The sequence below is a fragment of the Pelorhabdus sp. sgz311001 genome, assembly GCF_055901755.1.
On sequence record NZ_JBVXUT010000001.1, the window covers coordinates 400,630 to 417,261 of the forward strand.

A 16,632-nucleotide genomic window follows, 5' to 3' on the forward strand; every position below is an offset into this window, starting at 1 on the left:
GCGTGAGACGTAACGAAAATAAAAGGGGGATATACATACAATGGCTAAACAGATTATTTTTGATGAAGAAGCACGCCGCGCACTGGAAAGAGGCGTTAATGCTTTAGCAAATGCTGTAAAAGTAACTCTTGGACCAAAAGGCCGCAACGTGGTTCTTGATAAAAAATTCGGTGCTCCGACCATTACTAATGACGGCGTAACGATCGCTCGCGATATTGATTTGGAAGACCCATTTGAAAATATGGGCGCTCAGCTCGTTAAAGAAGTTGCTACAAAAACAAATGATGTAGCAGGTGATGGCACGACAACAGCTACGCTTTTAGCTCAAGCTTTCATCCATGAAGGCATGCGCAATGTTGCTGCTGGCGCTAACCCAATGATTATTAAAAAAGGCATCCAGAAAGCTGTAGATGCTCTTGTTTCTGAAATTAAAGCATCTGCTAAAAAAGTTGAAACAAAAGACGCGATTGCTCAGGTTGCTTCGATTTCGGCAGCTGACGAAGAAATTGGCCGTCTCATTGCGGAAGCTATGGAAAAAGTCGGCAACGATGGTGTTATCACCGTAGAAGAATCCAAAACGATGGGAACTGACCTTGACGTTGTTGAAGGCATGCAGTTTGACCGCGGCTACATTTCTCCTTACATGGTAACAGATACGGACAAAATGGAAGCAGTTCTCAATGATCCTTATATCTTGATTACGGACCGCAAAATTGGCGCAATTGCCGACATGCTGCCTGTTCTGGAAAAAGTAGTACAACAAGGTAAAGAACTTCTCATTATTGCTGAAGATGTAGAAGGCGAAGCTCTTGCTACTTTGGTTGTCAATAAACTTCGTGGTACCTTCAAAGCTGTTGCTGTAAAAGCTCCTGGCTTCGGTGATCGCCGCAAAGCTATGTTAGAAGATATCGCAATTTTAACTGGCGGTACTGTTATTACGGAAGATCTTGGCCGTAAATTAGACAGTGTAACGTTAGAAGATCTTGGTCGTGCTCGTCAAGTTCGCGTTTCGAAAGAAGAAACAACGGTTGTTGACGGCGCAGGTTCCGCTGATGACATTAAAGCTCGTGTAGCGAATATCAGAAGCCAAGTGGAAGAAAGCACATCTGACTTTGATAAAGAAAAACTGCAGGAACGTTTGGCTAAATTGTCCGGCGGTGTTGCTGTAATTCAAGTCGGCGCTGCAACAGAAGTGGAATTGAAAGAAAAGAAAATGCGCATTGAAGATGCTTTGAATGCAACTCGCGCTGCTGTGGAAGAAGGTATTGTCGCTGGCGGCGGTACAACTTTCATCGATATTCTGCCTGTACTTGATACGATTCAAGCCTCAGGTGACGAAAAGACTGGCGTGAACATTGTAAAACGCGCTATCGAAGAACCTGTTCGTCAGATCGCTAATAATGCTGGTCTAGAAGGCTCTATCGTTGTTGAAAACGTGAAAAAAGCCGGCAAAGGCATTGGCTTCAATGCTTTGACGGAAGAATATGTTGACATGATTAAAGCTGGTATCGTTGACCCTGCTAAAGTAACGCGCTCTGCTCTGCAAAATGCTTCCAGCATTGCAGCTCTTGTATTGACCACAGAAACGCTTGTTGCTGATAAACCGGAAAAAGATAACGGTGCTGCTGCAGCTGCTGCTATGGGCGGCATGGGCGGTATGGGTGGCATGGGCGGCATGGGCATGATGTAATATCATGTTCGTGACAGGCCAGTAAATTCAGCGGATTTCGCCACGGAATCTTTTGAATGTTACTTATTTGTTACTAATAAAATATAAAAGCTGCACATAAGTTCACAAGACTTATGTGCAGCTTTTTGCTTTTCTCTAAGCTCTTTAAGTTTGTATTAAGCACTCTTTATTTAGGGTTTTCATATAATAGGGTGAGCTACATCTTATAGGCTAGGGAGGAGAAAAGCCATGAGTTTTTATGAAGAGATTGCCAATCGGGCCTTAATTCGTGAATTGGAGCGGGAAATCAATACCGATGTTTTGCTCTTTGGCGTCGATGGTTTTGTTTATTTTGGGAATTTGCAAGGAATTGATAATTGTCGGATTGGCCTTTTAGTACCAGCCATTGCCGCGGAAACCAGTGACGTGGAGATTTTAACGCCAGGCGGTGAACTTAGAACTGTGGCGTTTTTGCGAGTTGATCTGTGGACGCTGATTGCCAAGGGAACAGGTATTGTATCGGATCCTATTGAGGGTGGAAGTGGCGGTGGTCTTGTAGTAAAAGAAGGTGTCGTGCGACAGGAAGAATCTGATGCCGGTCAGACATCGATTCGTCAGGAAAGCCATGAACTGATTCGCCGACTCTGCCGGATGGTTGGCGATGCGGTAGCAATTACAACACTGGGTGGATTTCTCTTTGAAGGAGTTTTAGGCGCAGTCGAAGATGAATTGGCCATTTTGACTGTAGAGGATATTTTTGGACCTGCTACAAGTTCTTCTATTTCCGATAATGACGTACGTTCTGTCGTCGTTAATTTAGAAGCAATTACATCAATAGCTTCCTCTACATGCAGGCCAGATTAGAATTTTGGCAAGATAAAGCAGGGCTGTTCCGCTGTGGTCTTCCCAGTGAGAATCATGCTTGGCGGAACGGCTTTTTTTCTTGTGACAGGCTAAAAAGGAGCGAAAAAGATGGTCGTTGCGGCAGAATATATCAAGCCTGTTGGTGTTGGTGTGACAGCTCCGCAGTTTTTTCGTGGTCTAGATGGAAGAGTTTATATTGTTAAGCTATGCCGCAAAGAAGAACATACGAAAGTACTTGCCAATGAGTGGCTTGGCGCGCGACTTGCCCAAGTTTTGGAACTGCCCTTGCCAACATATGATCAGATTGAAATACCGGCTGCAATAATTGATAGACATGTCATGCTGCAGAAACTGCAGGCTATGCCAGGTCTTCATTTTGCTTCAGCCTATTTGTCCGATAGTGAGTATGTAACAAGGCGAGCTGTGAAAGAACTGACAAACTGTAATCAATTAGTGGGAATTTTATTTTTTGACCATCTCTTTTGTAATCGTGACCGGGCGAAAAACCGTAAAAATTTACTGATGGCCCCCACTCCGCAAGGGTATCAATGCTATGCGATTGATCATTCGCATTTTTGCGGCTCAGGCAAATGGTCTGTGGCTACGCTGGAAAAGTTAGGACCTATCGTAAAAATATATTATGGCTTTTTATTTGGGTTTCTCTTGCAGCGATTTGCCAAGCGTGAAGATTTTATACCTTACTTAACTAGGGTAAAAGCGATTGATGCAGGACTAATCGATTCTATTTTACAAGAGATTCCTGAACCTTGGCTGAGATCGTCTGAGGAACGGCAAGCTTTGGCTGCTTTTATTCAACAACGCTGCGGTTTAGCAGATAAGATATTCACTGAACTATGTCGTCAAATTCCCGTGGTCAGAGGTGGAACAAGCCGCTACAGCTATCGGCGCATCAAGCTGTAATAAAAGTGATTGCTCCTTTGGTTATATTTTTCTTATAGCGCACATAAGGTGCTATAAGGAGGTGGGGGGCAATATGCTCGTTATTAATTTGCGGCGGCTCTTTGTACACCGTCATTTATTTTATAGCCTTGTTGGTTTATTCATGATTGGCGCTGTATATATACAAGTGGCTGATTTAATTGGTCATGAATCCTTAGCCATAGCGGGAACTAGAACTGACCAAAAAGTCGTTGCCTTAACTTTTGATCATTCCTGGGGCAATAAATATACTGGATCTATTTTAGATACGCTCCAAAGCCGCAATTTAAAAGCAACCTTTTTTATTATGGGGCCTTGGGCAAAGAAGTTTCCCGAGGTGGCGAAACGGATAGCGACGGACGGACACGAAATCGGCAGTCATGGCTATCGCCATGAAAATTATGGCGATATGGGTGTTGAATGGGTTAAGGAAGATATCCAAAAGGCTCATGGGTTAATTAAGGAAGTGACAGGGGTAGATCCAGTTCTGCTGCGTCCGCCTAATGGCCATTATAGTAATCAGTCCATTGCAGCAGCGCAGGAACTGGGGTATAAGACGATTATTTGGAACATTGATTCGCTTGATTGGAAAAATCCCGGCAAAGATGTGATTATCGAGCGCGTTGTTTCCCGGTTAAAGCCAGGTGCTATTATTTTGTTGCATGCGTCTGATACACCAACACAGACTGCTGAGGCTTTGCCGGAACTGCTTGATAAAATTGCCGGAGCCGGCTATAAGATTGTTACAGTTGGTGACTTATTGGCCAATTATAGTGAAAAAGGAATTTTGCGACATTAAACAGGCTACGGCCTGTTTTTTTGTGCAGCTATTTACAGTCAGGCGCAAGTTGTGGTATAGTATTTTTCTATAAAGAAGGTTCGGTTATTTATGTTGATTTCGTTATTCTAACGAGAAAAATATAGGGAGGGATTCGTTTGTCATTGCAGAAAGAAACCATTTTGGTATTGGATTTTGGTGGGCAGTATAATCAGCTGATCGCCAGACGTGTAAGAGAATGTAATGTATACTGTGAAGTATTTCCACATACATTGAGTCTTGCGGAAATAAAGGAAATGCAGCCAAAGGGTATTATATTCACTGGTGGACCAAACAGTGTGTATGAAAAAGATTCTGCTGTTTGTCAGGAAGAATTATTAGAACTTGGGATTCCTATTCTGGGGATCTGTTATGGATCGCAGCTTATGGCCCATTTGCTTGGCGGTAAGGTAGTAACAGCACCGATCAGCGAATATGGCAAAACAGAAGTCCATATACAAAATAAAGCATCCAAACTCTTGGAGGGTGTTTCCGAAAAGACAATTTGCTGGATGAGTCATACAGATTATATAGCGGAAGCTCCTGCTGATTTTACGGTAACGGCATCGACTCCCGTTTGTCCTGTAGCGGCCATGGAAAATGAAGCAAGAAATTTATATGCGGTACAATTCCATCCTGAAGTTATGCATACAGTGGAAGGCATGAAAATGTTGCATAACTTCGTATTTAACGTGTGTGCCTGCCGCGGCGACTGGAAAATGGATTCGTTTGTAGAGAAAACAATCGAAAGCCTGCGTGAAAAAATCGGTACAGGTAAAGTATTATGTGCCTTATCTGGTGGTGTCGACTCTTCGGTAGCGGCAGTCCTTCTTTCCCGAGCGATTGGTAAACAGCTTACCTGCGTTTTTGTAGATCACGGTCTGCTTCGTAAGAACGAAAGCGAAGAAGTCGAAGGCGTATTTGGTCCTAAGGGACAATATGACCTCAACTTTATCCGAGTAGATGCGAAGAAGCGTTTTTATGAAAAACTGAAAGGCGTAACTGACCCTGAAACAAAGCGGAAAATTATTGGTGAAGAATTTATTCGTGTTTTTGAAGAAGAAGCGAAAAAAATAGGTACGGTTGATTTTCTAGTACAAGGAACGATTTATCCCGATGTGATTGAAAGCGGTCTGGGAAAATCAGCAGTCATTAAATCCCATCATAACGTGGGCGGGTTGCCTGATTATGTTGATTTTAAAGAAATCGTAGAACCACTTAGAATGTTGTTCAAAGATGAAGTAAGACGGGCAGGAAGAGAACTTCAGATTCCTGAATATCTGGTGAGTCGCCAGCCGTTCCCTGGTCCTGGTCTTGGCATCCGCATTATTGGGGAAGTTACGGAAGAAAAAGTGAAAATTGTGCAGGAAGCAGATGCTATTTATCGGGAAGAAGTCGCAAAAGCCGGGATTGCTCAGGATTTGGGACAATACTTTGCCGCATTGACGAATATGCGTTCAGTAGGTGTTATGGGAGACGGCCGTACGTATGACTATGCCATTGCGCTTCGTGCCGTTATGACTTCCGATTTTATGACAGCTGAAAGTGCCCAAATGCCATGGGAAGTCCTGTCGATTGTGACAAGTCGCATCATTAATGAAGTAAAAGGCGTGAATCGTGTAATGTATGATTGCACAGGCAAGCCGCCGGCAACCATTGAATTTGAATAATATCATTGTCTCGGGGCACTGCCATTTATTCTGAAAAGGGCAAAATGGACTAGCCTGCCGACATAGACAAAAAGACCTTGCATTAAAGCTTTTTACGAAGCTTGTGCAAGGTCCTTTTTTATCCTCACCCTATGTAAATACAGGGATTTCTGCTTGCAAAAAAGAGCGTTCACCATGGAGTGGCGGGCATACCTGGCAAAGCCAGTGAGAATAAAGAAAAATGCCCTTTACAGAATAAACGGCAGTGCCCCGCGACAGGGTGATATTTTCTTTTATGCTTTTTGGGAAAAAGTATAACGCTATACAGGATATCTCGAATTGTAGCTTTCTATCTGTTATTTCTATATCAGCAGCAGTCTAAAAGGCTAGCTATAAACATCTTTTTTAAAGTATTCCAGTGCTAATTTAGAAGCTTTATTTAATTCTCCATTTTTAATTAGTATAGCACCACCTGTAAGTTCAGAGGTTGGAAACTCAGAAATAATTATAAATTTGCCATCAGAAAGTTCTTTTGTTATATTCCCGCTAGGAATCAGTGATATACCCATCTTATTTTCAACCATATTTTTAATAGTCTCAACATTATTAAATTCCATAATTTTTTTTATTTTAATGTTAAATTTGTGGAGAATTTTTTCTGCTATAATTGTATATTTACAGTTTTCGCCAAAAGAAAAGAGGGTAATATCAGAATAATTACTTTTTTTGCTTTCTTCCCAATAGGATTTTTCTGAAATAAATACTAAACATTCTTTATAAAGGGGTATAAAATCTATTTGTTTTGAATGGGGATCCTGTGGAATGATACCAAAATCAATCTTTCTCTTAAGAACAGAGGCTATTACATCTTCTACGGGGATTCTATCTACACTAAAACTTATTTCAGGATAAATATATGAAAATTTCCTAATAACCTCAGAAAGTCTGATAGAACTAAAAGTTTCAGAAGTAGCCATTTTTACTATTCCTTGTGGTTGATGAAAATTAATCATGGAATCCGATAACTCTTTCTCAAAATCAATATATCTGTATGCATATTTAGCAAATTCTTTCCCCACCTCTGTAACCATAACTCCTCTTGGTAATCTGATAAACAGCTTTTCCCCAAATGTTTCTTCTAAAATATTAATATGAGTAGATATAGTAGATTGAACATAATCAAGACGTTCAGCTGCTCTAGTTATATTCTCTTCCTCAAATACGGCAATAAAAGTATGAAAAAGTTTTCCTTCTAAATTTAAGATCATGAACAATATCCTTTCAAATATGTATAATTTAAAAATTCATAAATTGGTTAACTATTTTATTTTGCAATGGGTTCAATCGGAATTATTCGTTTTAAGTTATTTTTAAATGATGATATTATTTTCGTTGTAAGTTGTAATTTTAATCATGAATATTATAACAAACAGCAAACAACAAATAAATTGTTAGGAGGAGTTTACATGAAAGTTATTGCTTTTAACGGAAGTCCAAGAAAAAATGGGAATACAGCTGAAAGTTTGAAATTAGTTCTTGAAGAGCTTGAAAAAGCAGGTATCGAAACAGAATTAGTTCAATTAGGTGGACAAAAACTATTTGGATGTTCAGCTTGTGAGATGTGTTTTAAAAATAAGGACAACCGCTGTGCACGTAAGGATGATGAAATGAACAAGTTTATAGAAAAAGCAGCAGAAGCAGATGGTGTTCTTATTGGATCACCAACATATTTTGCTAATGTATCTACAGAAGTAAAAGCATTTATTGATAGATGCGGTTGTGTTAATATAGCTAATGATCGTAACTTATTAAGAGGCAAAATTGGAGCAGCTGTAGTATCTGTAAGAAGATCTGGAAGTAGTTTTGTATATTCTGCTATAAACTTCTTCTTTGGCAGCAACGAAATGACAATACCTGGTTCAATTGGTTGGAATATGACTTTATCACGTGATATAGGAGATTTACAAAAAGATGAGGAAGGTATTCACACCTTCAAAACGCTTGGGGAAAATATGGCGATTCTTTTGAAAAAGTAACAAGGTCGAGGGTATTTTGTCTCAGGGCACTGCCGTTTATTCTGAAAAGGGCAAAGTGGACTAGCCTGCCGACATAAACAAAAAGACCTTGCATTAAAGCTTTGCGAAGCTTATGCAAGGTCTTTTTGTTATCCTCAATCCGCGTAAATACAGGAAAATTATGTTTGGTCAAAAAGAGCGTTCACCATTAAAGCTTACGAGGAGAAGTACCATAATATTGTTTAAAGGCCTTATAGAAATTACTGCTATTGCTGTATCCGAGCATATCAGAAATAGCAGCGATGGAAAGATCCGTATGATCCAATAATAGCTTGGCTCTTCGCATACGCGATTCGGTTAGCAAGGCAGAAAAGGTTTTCCCTGTCTTTTCTGGAAAAAGACGGGAAATATAGACGGGATGATATACGAAATGGGATGCGATGTCATTCAATGTCATTCAATGTTACAGAATCAGAGTGTGATTCGATATATTGCATAATCCGATCGATTAATGTCGTGCCAGTAGTTAGATGCTGACGCTTGTACTCATAGGAAAGATACATTGCAAGGGACATGACCATAGGCTTTAAAATTTTCTGTGAATCCTCTGTTTTATGAGCATATTCAAGAATCATGACATTCAGCAGCTGCCAGATTGGCGAAGAAGCTGGTATTTCCAGATGAACGAACTCTTCTGCATATTTGTTTTTCTGTGGTTCCAGAAAAAAATTAAGCATGGAGCTATCTGCTGAGAGCGCACTCAGGTATTCTCGGAAAAAGGTTTCTTTACGAATCAGTACTCCGAGAATAATACATTCGTGATCAGAATCCCGCTTAACGGCATAGCCGCTGTAGGGCTGACCGATATAGCAGTCTCCTTCTTTTACCGTGATTCGATTGTCATAGTTGGCGCTTAATGCATCATAATCTCCATGGTAAGCAAAATGAATGAAAAAAAAGTCCTGGCGGTGAAAACGCTCCTCAATTTTTTCCCTTTAAATACACATACCATAACTTCCTCGGATTTCTCGCCCAACCAATGAGAAATCAGTTCATTATTTCCTGATGACGAATCTGGGCTAAAGTCCCAATTGAGGTGTGGAAAGTCCTGACCGAGTTTTTCTAATGCGTGATCGATTTCAAGGAAGAAGAGCTCACAAAGTATCCGAAGAGAATACACGAGGTGCTCGGCGGCGACATTACCGCAGACTAGTTACTGCTTACGGATGAAGATTCCCTTGGAATCTATAAGAAATCATATCGCTAAGAGCATAATTCAGCAGATAACTGTAATTTATTACATAATTTAAAGGAGGATAAATATGTCTAGAAAAAACATTGGAGCAAAGCCATACATCACACCGATGCCGGTTTTGATGATTTCATCTTATGATGAGGCTGAAAAGCCGACCGCCATGTTAGCAGTATGGGGCGGAATCACGAATGAGACAGAAATTACTATCACCGTAGCATCTCAGAGAAATACGTTAAAAGGGATTATTGCCAGAGGTTCTTTTGTTGTAAGTATGGCGGATGTGGAAAATGAAGTTGCCTGTGATTACCTTGGCATCACAACAGGAAATAAAGTGGAAGATAAGTTTGAAAAGTCAGGATTTCATACAACAAAGTCCGAATTCGTAGATGCACCGATTATCGATGAGCTTCCTTTTGCCGTTGAGTGCAGAGTGAAGAGCTATGATGAGGAAACCTGGAGATTGGTAGGCGAAATCGTCAATGTAAGTCTGGATGAACGGATTCTTGGAGAAGATGGCAAGGTATCATTTGAAAAATTCCATCCGATTACTTTCGATTGGATGAATAAGTCCTATTTGTCCGTTGGTGAAAAGGTCGGTAATGCTTACCGCGACGGACTTCAGTTGAGAGAGAAGAACTAAGAGGGGGTTTTTATTGAGATTTGCCTTTATACGAGATTAATAAGAGAGTTTAACTATATGAAAAAGTGAGGAATTAAATATGAAAACTAGAAAATTAGGTAACCAGGGGCTCGTTGTTTCAGAGATAGGACTTGGTTGTATGGGGATGGATCATGGTTATGGTCAATCAGTAGATCGTCAAGAAATGACTAAGTTGATACAAAGAGCAGTAGAATTAGGATGTAATCTTTTTGATACAGCTCCTATTTATGGATATGAAAATGAAGAGTTATTAGGTGAAGCGCTAAAAGCTTATAAAGATAAAGTTGTTATTGCTACTAAATTTGGAGTTACTGGAATGGACACTATCGGTGGCCAAATAGTCCAATCAGTTGATAGTAGTCCAGAATCTATTAGAAAACAATTAGATGGATCTTTAAAGCGGTTAAAGGTAGATTATATTGATTTGTACTATCAACTTCGTATTGACCCTAAAGTAGAGCCAGAAGTTGTTGCTGGAGTGATGAAAGAATTAATATCTGAAGGGAAAATTAAATACTGGGGATTATCAAACACACCAATAGATTATATTAGACGTGCTCATGCTGTCTGTCCTGTTACTGCAATTGAAGACCAATATTCAATGATGTGGCGTAAGCCTGAGCAGGGCTTGTTTCAAGTTTGCGAAGAGCTGAAAATTGGATTTGTTGCGTATAGCCCCTTAGGAAATGGTTTCTTAAGTGGGAAATATACAAAAGATACAAAATATCAAGAAGGCGATTTTAGAAACATGATGGGAAGATTTAAACCAGAAGTAATTGCGCAAAATCAAGCATTATTAGATTTAATTGTGCAAATTGCTGAAAGTAAAAATGCCACTTCAGCACAGATCGTCCTAGCTTGGGAATTGGCACAAAAGTCTTATATTGTTCCAATTCCTGGAACAACTAAATTACATAGATTAGAAGAAAATCTGGGAGTAGCTAACATTCAATTAACAGGGGAAGAATTAGCGGGTATCAATGAAGCTTTATCTAAAATTGATATAGATGAAACATTTTTTTTAGTTTTAAATAATGTATTTGTCTCACTCTTTAAGAGTAGTTAAACTAGTCAATATATAATTAGCAATATTTCAGAACTTTTTTCTTTTTGTTTTGGAATATTGCTTTAATATTTTAATGAATTTATTGAACCTGTGAAAAAGGCTAGTTATTTATTGAATTTCTTCGGGTATCATGATACAATATACAACATGTTGTATATTGTGGAGAAGTAAAATATGATAAATTTAGAATTCCTAATTGAGCGGAAAATACTAAGGCTTGGTAACCAACTTTTGAATCATCGTAATGATGACTTAAAAGCATATGATTTAACTGCTGAACAATCGGAGACTCTTTTATTTTTTGATCTTCATAAAAAAGCGCTGATACTTGATTTAAAAGGCCACCTTCGAATTAGCCATCAAGCAGCCAGAAATCTTGTTGAGCGTATGAAGAAAAAAGGTCTTTTATATGTTGAAGTGTCACCAAATGACGGAAGGGCTAGACTAGTTTGTTTAACGGAAAAAGGACAGAAAACCTGTGATTCTCTAAAACGTGCAGGGACAAGTGTTGGTCATAAGCTACTTGAAGGAATAAGCGACGAAGATCGCAAATGGATTTTGTCATTGCTTGAACAATTGAGCAAAAACATGGAATAAAAAATTTTAAAGATATATACAATCTGTTGTATATATCTTGCTTGGGAGTAGTAATTTTTAAATAAGTCTTGCAATAATATACAATGCGTTGTATTTATGATCGTTTAATCTACAAGGAGAAAATTTAGAAAGATGAATAAGAAAAATTTAGTAAAGCGGTACATTATATTTATATTTGGTTTGTTCTTTAACGCTTTTGGCGTTGCGTTAGTCACTAAAGCAGCACTTGGCGCTTCTCCCATTGCAGCGATACCCTACAGTTTATCACTGATTATTCCTAAACTATCACTTGGCAACTGGACAATCCTATTCAATATTTTATTAGTTTTGATACAACTGATTATACTTCGGAAAGCTGCGAATAAGCTGGAATTACTTTTACAGGTCGTTATCTGCTTTTTCTTTGGTTCCTTTATTGATTTATCCATGATAGTGCTATCTGGTTTTGCACCACAGGCATATCTGGTAATGATTATTTCATTGCTGATTGGTTGTGCTATTATTGCTTTTGGTGCATATCTGGAAGTAATTGCTGATGTCGTCATGCTTTCTGGCGATGCATTTATCCGCACGCTTGCCAAGGTTCTGTGCAAAGAATATGGTGTTGTCCGTGTCATTTCGGACAGCAGTATGACAGTGATTGCCGGAATACTCTGCCTGATTATGTTGGGAAAGCTGTCCGGTGTTCGTGAAGGAACTGTTATTGCAGCTTTGATTGTTGGCTATATGGTACGTTTTTTCATTTTGAAGTTTCAAACGCTCACATTTTTGCTTTTACCTGAAAACAGAAAAAGTGAAGAACATGATATTTCTATCCCCGAGCAGAATTTGTAATTACAATCTCCCGATAATGCGGAAGCAATCAAATTAAGCAAATATGGTGTAGAAAAAACAATTGACACCTTACTTGGGATTGCAAAGTATGTTCCGGGGTAATTACATAGTAAAAAACGTGAAATCATAGCATAAGTTGTTTGCTTTTTTGTCTATAGTCTGAGCCCTTGCATTCGCTATGCAGGGGCTTTTTGCCGCCTTGTTACATAAGATATTATGGTAAGTGGATTTTCGAAAAGGAAGGTGGCTTTATGTCGATATTGATTGTCGATGATTCCGCTGAAAGCAGATTGCTTATTCGCACTTATCTGACTGATGCCGACTATTTGGATTGCTTAGAGGCAGCCAACGGACGAGAATGCTGTGAAAATCTTGTTGCTGCAATTTCTGGTGGTGCGACGGCCATTGACTTGATTATTTTAGATATCCTTATGCCTGATCCTGATGGAATTGCGCTTTTAAAAAGCATTAAAGCGATGCAAGAATACAAACATGTTCCCGTGTTAATGGTGACGGCAGATCAGTCGCCAGAACGTTTATCGGCGGCTTTTGCCTGTGGCGCATCTGATTATATGACCAAGCCGTTGAAGCGAGTAGAACTTTTAGCGCGAGTTCGGGCAGCCCTTCGTTTGAAAGAACAGATTGATTGCAGTCAGCGACGGGAAGCGGAGCTGGTAGTGGCGGCCAAGCAGCTGCAACTGATGAATGAAAAACTGAGACAAATGACCGCTATTGACGGTTTAACCGGAATTTCCAATCGCCGCTCTTTTGACGAATTTTTAGCGAAAGCTTGTCGAGAGGTTTCGCAGAAACAAATGCTTTGCCTTATCTTGCTTGATGTAGACTGTTTTAAGCTCTACAATGATGCCTATGGTCATGTAGCAGGCGATGAAGTGCTGCGGAAAATTGCCCAGGCTATCAATGGTTTAACAACAGAAAATCAGTTAGCTGCTCGGTATGGCGGCGAGGAATTTGTTTTAGTAGCGAGAGATCTTTCGTTGCCAGACGCTTTAGCAGCGGCGGAATCTGTCAGAACTGCCGTAGAATCCCTTGAATTGCGTCATGAACACTCACCAGTAGCCGCTTATGTTACGGTCAGCGTTGGCTTAACTTGGGGGAGTTTTAACCAGCAGCCAAATCCCGAAGATTTGATTCATTATGCCGATCAAGCGCTCTATTTGTCAAAACGAAACGGCAGAAATCGAGTGACTTTGGGAGAATTCACAAAAAATCCGAACGATATGTAGAGAAAAGTCTGAAAGGTTCAGATTCCTGTTGACACCCTCCGAGGGGACTGGTAAAATAGGTTTGTAAAAACTCATAAGGCTCGTATAAAGTTGAGGATATGGCTCAGATGTTTCTACCAGGTAACCGTAAATTGCCTGACTACGGGTGAAATTGTTCGGCCTTTGCTATTGTATTGCTAATAGGAAAGAAACCCGAGCAGGATCTTTCGCTCTGCATGCAAATTTCCTGTTCGGGTATTTTTTTTGCGGCTTGTGGCGATGCTATTTGTTTAGCAAGGCTGGACAAGGAAGAAAATCGAAGCAGTTCCAAAGACAAAGGAGAGAAAAGGATGTTAGAAAAGTTTTTTGCTTTATCCGAGCGCAACACCGATGTAAAAACCGAAGTAGTGGCTGGTATTACTACATTTATGACCATGGCCTACATCCTATTTGTGAATCCGAGCATTTTAAGTGCTGCCGGGATGGACAAGAATGCCGTACTTCTGGCAACGTCGCTTGGCGCGGGCATTGTTACCATTATGATGGGCTTATTTGTTAATTATCCAATCTGTTTGGCACCTGGTATGGGATTAAACGCTTTCTATGCTTTTACTGTCGTTATTGGTATGGGCGTTACGTGGCAGGTTGCGTTAGGCGCTGTTTTTATTTCTGGTATTATTTTTATTTTACTTACGGTGACTCATATTCGCCAGCTTCTCGTGGAAGGAATGCCAGCTTCGCTAAAATATGCGATTACAGTGGGGATTGGCTTATTTATTACGATTATTGGTTTGAAACTTTCCGGATTGATGAGTATTCGTTTGTCCTTAATTCCGCCTACTTTAGAAAAAATTGCTGCGAATCATGGTAATGGCACGCCTCTATCGTTTGAAACAATTATTGAAATGGGAAAATTAGCTGATAAAGACGTATTGTTAACTGTTTTCGGTATTGTTTTAATGGTTGTTCTTATGGCTAGACAAGTAAAAGGCGCAATGTTGATTGGTATCTTAGTGACAACTATCGTGGGGATTACTTGTGGTGTTGTGAAAGTTCCGGCAAACTTTAGCCCTATTGCGATGCCTGACTTTAGTCATAATGCTTTTGGCGCTCTTGATATTGCTGGCGCTTTAAACATGGGACTTATGACGATAATTTTTACTTTTACGTTTGTTGAGTTATTTGATACGATGGGAACGCTTGTCGGTACGGCTACCAAGGCCGGTCTGATTGATAAACAAGGGAATTTCCCTGGTATTGGTAAGGCCATGATGGTGGATGCTGCTGGCGTAAGCTTAGGCTCTCTGCTTGGTACAAGTACTATTACGGCATTCGTCGAAAGCGCGGCAGGCGTTGGCGCTGGTGGTCGCACTGGTCTTACGGCGATTGTCTGCGGGATTCTCTTTATTTTTTCACTGTTTCTTTCGCCGCTGGCAAGTCTTATTCCTGATGCGGCAACAGCTCCGGCTTTGATTATTGTTGGCGCTTTAATGATGGAAGGAATTGTGAAAATTGACTTTAGTGATTTTACCGAATCGCTTCCTGCCTTTTTTACGATTGTACTGATGCCGCTTACGTACAGTATTGCTAACGGCATTTCTGTCGGTCTGGTCTTTTACCCCTTATTAAAACTGGTAACAGGCCGTGGTCGCGAAGTTCATCCAATTGTTTACATTTTGGCAGTCTTAGTTATTGCTCGCTTTATTTTCCTGAACGAGTAGAGGCTGTTTTTAAAATATATATTGAACCCAGATTCTTAAGGATTCTCCTTAGTATCTGGGTTTTCAATTCACTTCATTTTCGAATTGGGAGGAAAAGACATGAAAGTCGCTATTATCATGGGCAGTAATTCAGATTGGCCAAAATTAAAACCGGCCTATGATTGTCTGAAAGATTTTGCCATTGAAACAGAAGTAATTGTCGCTTCGGCGCATCGGACACCAGAAGATGTAAAAGTTTTCGCCGAAGGCGCTAGAGACAGAGGTATTGGCGTGATTATTGCAGCTGCTGGCGCTGCCGCTCACTTGGCAGGCGTTGTAGCAAGCTTTACTACATTGCCAGTTGTTGCTGTACCGATTGAGGTGTCACTTGGCGGTGTTGATTCGCTGCTGGCTATGGTCCAGATGCCTTCTGGTATTCCCGTGGCAACCATGGCAATTAACGGTGCTAAAAATGCTGCTTTATTTGCCGCTCAGATTTTAGCGGTTAGCAATAAAGAAATTCAGACAAAGTTAGAAGGTCATCGTCAGACGATGGCTGCTGAAGTAAGAGAAAAAAATCGTAAATTACAAGAACAATTAGGGGGAGAATAACCATGGCAGATCAAGTAAAACCACTTTATGAAGGCAAAGCAAAATGTGTATTCCAAGCAGAAAATCCTGATGAATATGTAGTTTATTTTAAAGATGATGCAACGGCTTTTAATGGCGAGAAAAAAGGTACAATTGCTAATAAAGGCGTTTTAAATAATAAAATTTCCACTTTTTTCTTTGAACTTTTGAGCAAAGAAGGCATTCATCATCATTTTGTAAAACAGCTCAGTGATCGTGAAATGCTTGTTAAAAAATTAGAAATTCTTCCAGTAGAAGTTGTTGTCCGTAATATTGCGGCAGGCAGCTTGGCAAAACGAATCGGCTGGGAAGAAGGCCGTAAAATGCCAACTACAATCGTAGAAATGTACTATAAAAATGACGATCTTGGCGATCCCTTAATCAATGATTTTCATATTGCCGCTATGGGTTTAGCTACGCCGGAACAAGTTAAAACCATGGAAGATATGGCTCTTAAAATCAATAAAATTTTGACAGACTATCTGAAAGAAAAGAAAATTGAACTGATTGACTTTAAATTGGAATTTGGCACGCATAAAGGCGAAGTGCTGTTAGGCGACGAAATTTCTCCTGATACCTGCCGTTTCTGGGATAGCGAAACGAAACAGAAACTTGACAAAGATCGTTTCCGTCGTGATTTAGGTAATGTAGAAGATGCTTATAAAGAAGTGTTAAAACGACTCACCGGTGAAACTTTATAATAGGTTGGG

Annotated in this window: 17 protein-coding genes and 1 riboswitch; of the genes, 14 read left to right on the top strand and 3 right to left on the bottom strand. The window is 40.0% G+C overall.

Annotated features, from left to right (window positions below):
* Nucleotides 1–40: 40 nt before the first annotated feature.
* The 5 genes from groL (at nucleotide 41) to guaA (ending at nucleotide 5,959) form a co-directional block, all read left to right on the top strand.
* Nucleotides 41–1,690, top strand: coding sequence for a chaperonin GroEL (gene groL, locus AC0MXB_RS02065; protein ID WP_474037883.1), 1,650 nt, complete (start codon nucleotides 41–43; stop codon nucleotides 1,688–1,690).
* Nucleotides 1,691–1,918: 228 nt separating this feature from the next.
* Nucleotides 1,919–2,533: a hypothetical protein gene (locus tag AC0MXB_RS02070; protein WP_474037884.1), complete on the top strand. Its 615-nt coding sequence runs from the start codon at nucleotides 1,919–1,921 to the stop codon at nucleotides 2,531–2,533.
* A 108-nt stretch (nucleotides 2,534–2,641) separates the two neighbouring features.
* A complete protein-coding gene (locus AC0MXB_RS02075) occupies nucleotides 2,642–3,454 on the top strand; it encodes a HipA family kinase (RefSeq protein ID WP_474037885.1) in 813 nt (270 codons plus the stop codon).
* Between the two features lie 73 nt (nucleotides 3,455–3,527).
* Complete coding sequence (gene pdaB, locus AC0MXB_RS02080; RefSeq protein WP_474037886.1) at nucleotides 3,528–4,271, top strand: polysaccharide deacetylase family sporulation protein PdaB; 744 nt, start codon at nucleotides 3,528–3,530, stop codon at nucleotides 4,269–4,271.
* A gap of 137 nt (nucleotides 4,272–4,408) precedes the next feature.
* The gene (gene guaA, locus AC0MXB_RS02085; protein WP_474037888.1) at nucleotides 4,409–5,959 is read left to right on the top strand and encodes a glutamine-hydrolyzing GMP synthase; all 1,551 of its coding nucleotides are present in this window, start codon (nucleotides 4,409–4,411) and stop codon (nucleotides 5,957–5,959) included.
* 365 nt (nucleotides 5,960–6,324) lie between these two features.
* Here the strand turns inward: guaA and AC0MXB_RS02090 are convergent, their stop codons facing one another.
* The gene (locus AC0MXB_RS02090) at nucleotides 6,325–7,206 is read right to left on the bottom strand and encodes a LysR family transcriptional regulator (protein ID WP_474037889.1); all 882 of its coding nucleotides are present in this window, start codon (nucleotides 7,204–7,206) and stop codon (nucleotides 6,325–6,327) included.
* 198 nt (nucleotides 7,207–7,404) lie between these two features.
* Here AC0MXB_RS02090 and AC0MXB_RS02095 point away from each other — a divergent pair, with 198 nt between their 5' ends.
* On the top strand, nucleotides 7,405–7,974 hold the full coding sequence (locus tag AC0MXB_RS02095) for a flavodoxin family protein (protein ID WP_474037890.1): 570 nt from the start codon (nucleotides 7,405–7,407) through the stop codon (nucleotides 7,972–7,974).
* 187 nt (nucleotides 7,975–8,161) lie between these two features.
* Here AC0MXB_RS02095 and AC0MXB_RS02100 read toward each other — a convergent pair whose 3' ends face one another.
* The gene (locus AC0MXB_RS02100; protein WP_474037891.1) at nucleotides 8,162–8,410 is read right to left on the bottom strand and encodes a helix-turn-helix transcriptional regulator; all 249 of its coding nucleotides are present in this window, start codon (nucleotides 8,408–8,410) and stop codon (nucleotides 8,162–8,164) included.
* Nucleotides 8,397–8,690 (bottom strand): hypothetical protein, encoded by a 294-nt coding sequence (locus AC0MXB_RS02105; protein WP_474037892.1) that lies wholly within the window; start codon nucleotides 8,688–8,690, stop codon nucleotides 8,397–8,399. Before AC0MXB_RS02105 ends, AC0MXB_RS02100 begins: the two co-directional genes overlap by 14 nt.
* A 585-nt stretch (nucleotides 8,691–9,275) precedes the next feature.
* Between AC0MXB_RS02105 and AC0MXB_RS02110 the strand changes: the two genes are divergently transcribed.
* The 8 genes from AC0MXB_RS02110 (at nucleotide 9,276) to purC (ending at nucleotide 16,623) form a co-directional block, all read left to right on the top strand.
* Nucleotides 9,276–9,848 carry a flavin reductase family protein gene (locus AC0MXB_RS02110; RefSeq protein WP_148567895.1) on the top strand — a complete coding sequence of 191 codons (573 nt, stop codon included), beginning with the start codon at nucleotides 9,276–9,278 and terminating at the stop codon, nucleotides 9,846–9,848.
* Nucleotides 9,849–9,927: 79 nt separating this feature from the next.
* Nucleotides 9,928–10,935 carry an aldo/keto reductase gene (locus tag AC0MXB_RS02115; protein WP_474037894.1) on the top strand — a complete coding sequence of 336 codons (1,008 nt, stop codon included), beginning with the start codon at nucleotides 9,928–9,930 and terminating at the stop codon, nucleotides 10,933–10,935.
* Nucleotides 10,936–11,109: 174 nt separating this feature from the next.
* A complete protein-coding gene (locus AC0MXB_RS02120; RefSeq protein ID WP_474037896.1) occupies nucleotides 11,110–11,532 on the top strand; it encodes a MarR family winged helix-turn-helix transcriptional regulator in 423 nt (140 codons plus the stop codon).
* Between the two features lie 132 nt (nucleotides 11,533–11,664).
* Nucleotides 11,665–12,366, top strand: coding sequence for a YczE/YyaS/YitT family protein (locus tag AC0MXB_RS02125; protein WP_474037897.1), 702 nt, complete (start codon nucleotides 11,665–11,667; stop codon nucleotides 12,364–12,366).
* A gap of 251 nt (nucleotides 12,367–12,617) precedes the next feature.
* Complete coding sequence (locus tag AC0MXB_RS02130; RefSeq protein ID WP_474037898.1) at nucleotides 12,618–13,613, top strand: GGDEF domain-containing response regulator; 996 nt, start codon at nucleotides 12,618–12,620, stop codon at nucleotides 13,611–13,613.
* 60 nt (nucleotides 13,614–13,673) lie between these two features.
* Nucleotides 13,674–13,775, top strand: a riboswitch (purine riboswitch).
* 167 nt (nucleotides 13,776–13,942) lie between these two features.
* Entirely contained in the window at nucleotides 13,943–15,313 is a 1,371-nt protein-coding gene (locus AC0MXB_RS02135) for an NCS2 family permease (protein ID WP_474037900.1), read from the top strand.
* 99 nt (nucleotides 15,314–15,412) lie between these two features.
* The gene (gene purE, locus AC0MXB_RS02140) at nucleotides 15,413–15,904 is read left to right on the top strand and encodes a 5-(carboxyamino)imidazole ribonucleotide mutase (protein ID WP_474037901.1); all 492 of its coding nucleotides are present in this window, start codon (nucleotides 15,413–15,415) and stop codon (nucleotides 15,902–15,904) included.
* Nucleotides 15,905–15,906: 2 nt separating this feature from the next.
* Nucleotides 15,907–16,623 carry a phosphoribosylaminoimidazolesuccinocarboxamide synthase gene (gene purC, locus AC0MXB_RS02145; protein WP_474037902.1) on the top strand — a complete coding sequence of 239 codons (717 nt, stop codon included), beginning with the start codon at nucleotides 15,907–15,909 and terminating at the stop codon, nucleotides 16,621–16,623.
* Nucleotides 16,624–16,632: the final 9 nt, after the last annotated feature.

Coding starts and splice junctions, on each gene's coding strand:
- AC0MXB_RS02105 (WP_474037892.1), bottom strand. CDS start 8,690: ATGCTTAATTTTTTTCTGGAACCACAGAAAAACAAATATGCAGAAGAG.
- AC0MXB_RS02115 (WP_474037894.1), top strand. CDS start 9,928: ATGAAAACTAGAAAATTAGGTAACCAGGGGCTCGTTGTTTCAGAGATA.
- AC0MXB_RS02090 (WP_474037889.1), bottom strand. CDS start 7,206: ATGATCTTAAATTTAGAAGGAAAACTTTTTCATACTTTTATTGCCGTA.
- AC0MXB_RS02075 (WP_474037885.1), top strand. CDS start 2,642: ATGGTCGTTGCGGCAGAATATATCAAGCCTGTTGGTGTTGGTGTGACA.
- AC0MXB_RS02125 (WP_474037897.1), top strand. CDS start 11,665: ATGAATAAGAAAAATTTAGTAAAGCGGTACATTATATTTATATTTGGT.
- AC0MXB_RS02070 (WP_474037884.1), top strand. CDS start 1,919: ATGAGTTTTTATGAAGAGATTGCCAATCGGGCCTTAATTCGTGAATTG.
- AC0MXB_RS02130 (WP_474037898.1), top strand. CDS start 12,618: ATGTCGATATTGATTGTCGATGATTCCGCTGAAAGCAGATTGCTTATT.
- pdaB (WP_474037886.1), top strand. CDS start 3,528: ATGCTCGTTATTAATTTGCGGCGGCTCTTTGTACACCGTCATTTATTT.
- AC0MXB_RS02135 (WP_474037900.1), top strand. CDS start 13,943: ATGTTAGAAAAGTTTTTTGCTTTATCCGAGCGCAACACCGATGTAAAA.
- AC0MXB_RS02120 (WP_474037896.1), top strand. CDS start 11,110: ATGATAAATTTAGAATTCCTAATTGAGCGGAAAATACTAAGGCTTGGT.
- groL (WP_474037883.1), top strand. CDS start 41: ATGGCTAAACAGATTATTTTTGATGAAGAAGCACGCCGCGCACTGGAA.
- AC0MXB_RS02110 (WP_148567895.1), top strand. CDS start 9,276: ATGTCTAGAAAAAACATTGGAGCAAAGCCATACATCACACCGATGCCG.
- purC (WP_474037902.1), top strand. CDS start 15,907: ATGGCAGATCAAGTAAAACCACTTTATGAAGGCAAAGCAAAATGTGTA.
- AC0MXB_RS02095 (WP_474037890.1), top strand. CDS start 7,405: ATGAAAGTTATTGCTTTTAACGGAAGTCCAAGAAAAAATGGGAATACA.
- AC0MXB_RS02100 (WP_474037891.1), bottom strand. CDS start 8,410: ATGACATTGAATGACATCGCATCCCATTTCGTATATCATCCCGTCTAT.
- purE (WP_474037901.1), top strand. CDS start 15,413: ATGAAAGTCGCTATTATCATGGGCAGTAATTCAGATTGGCCAAAATTA.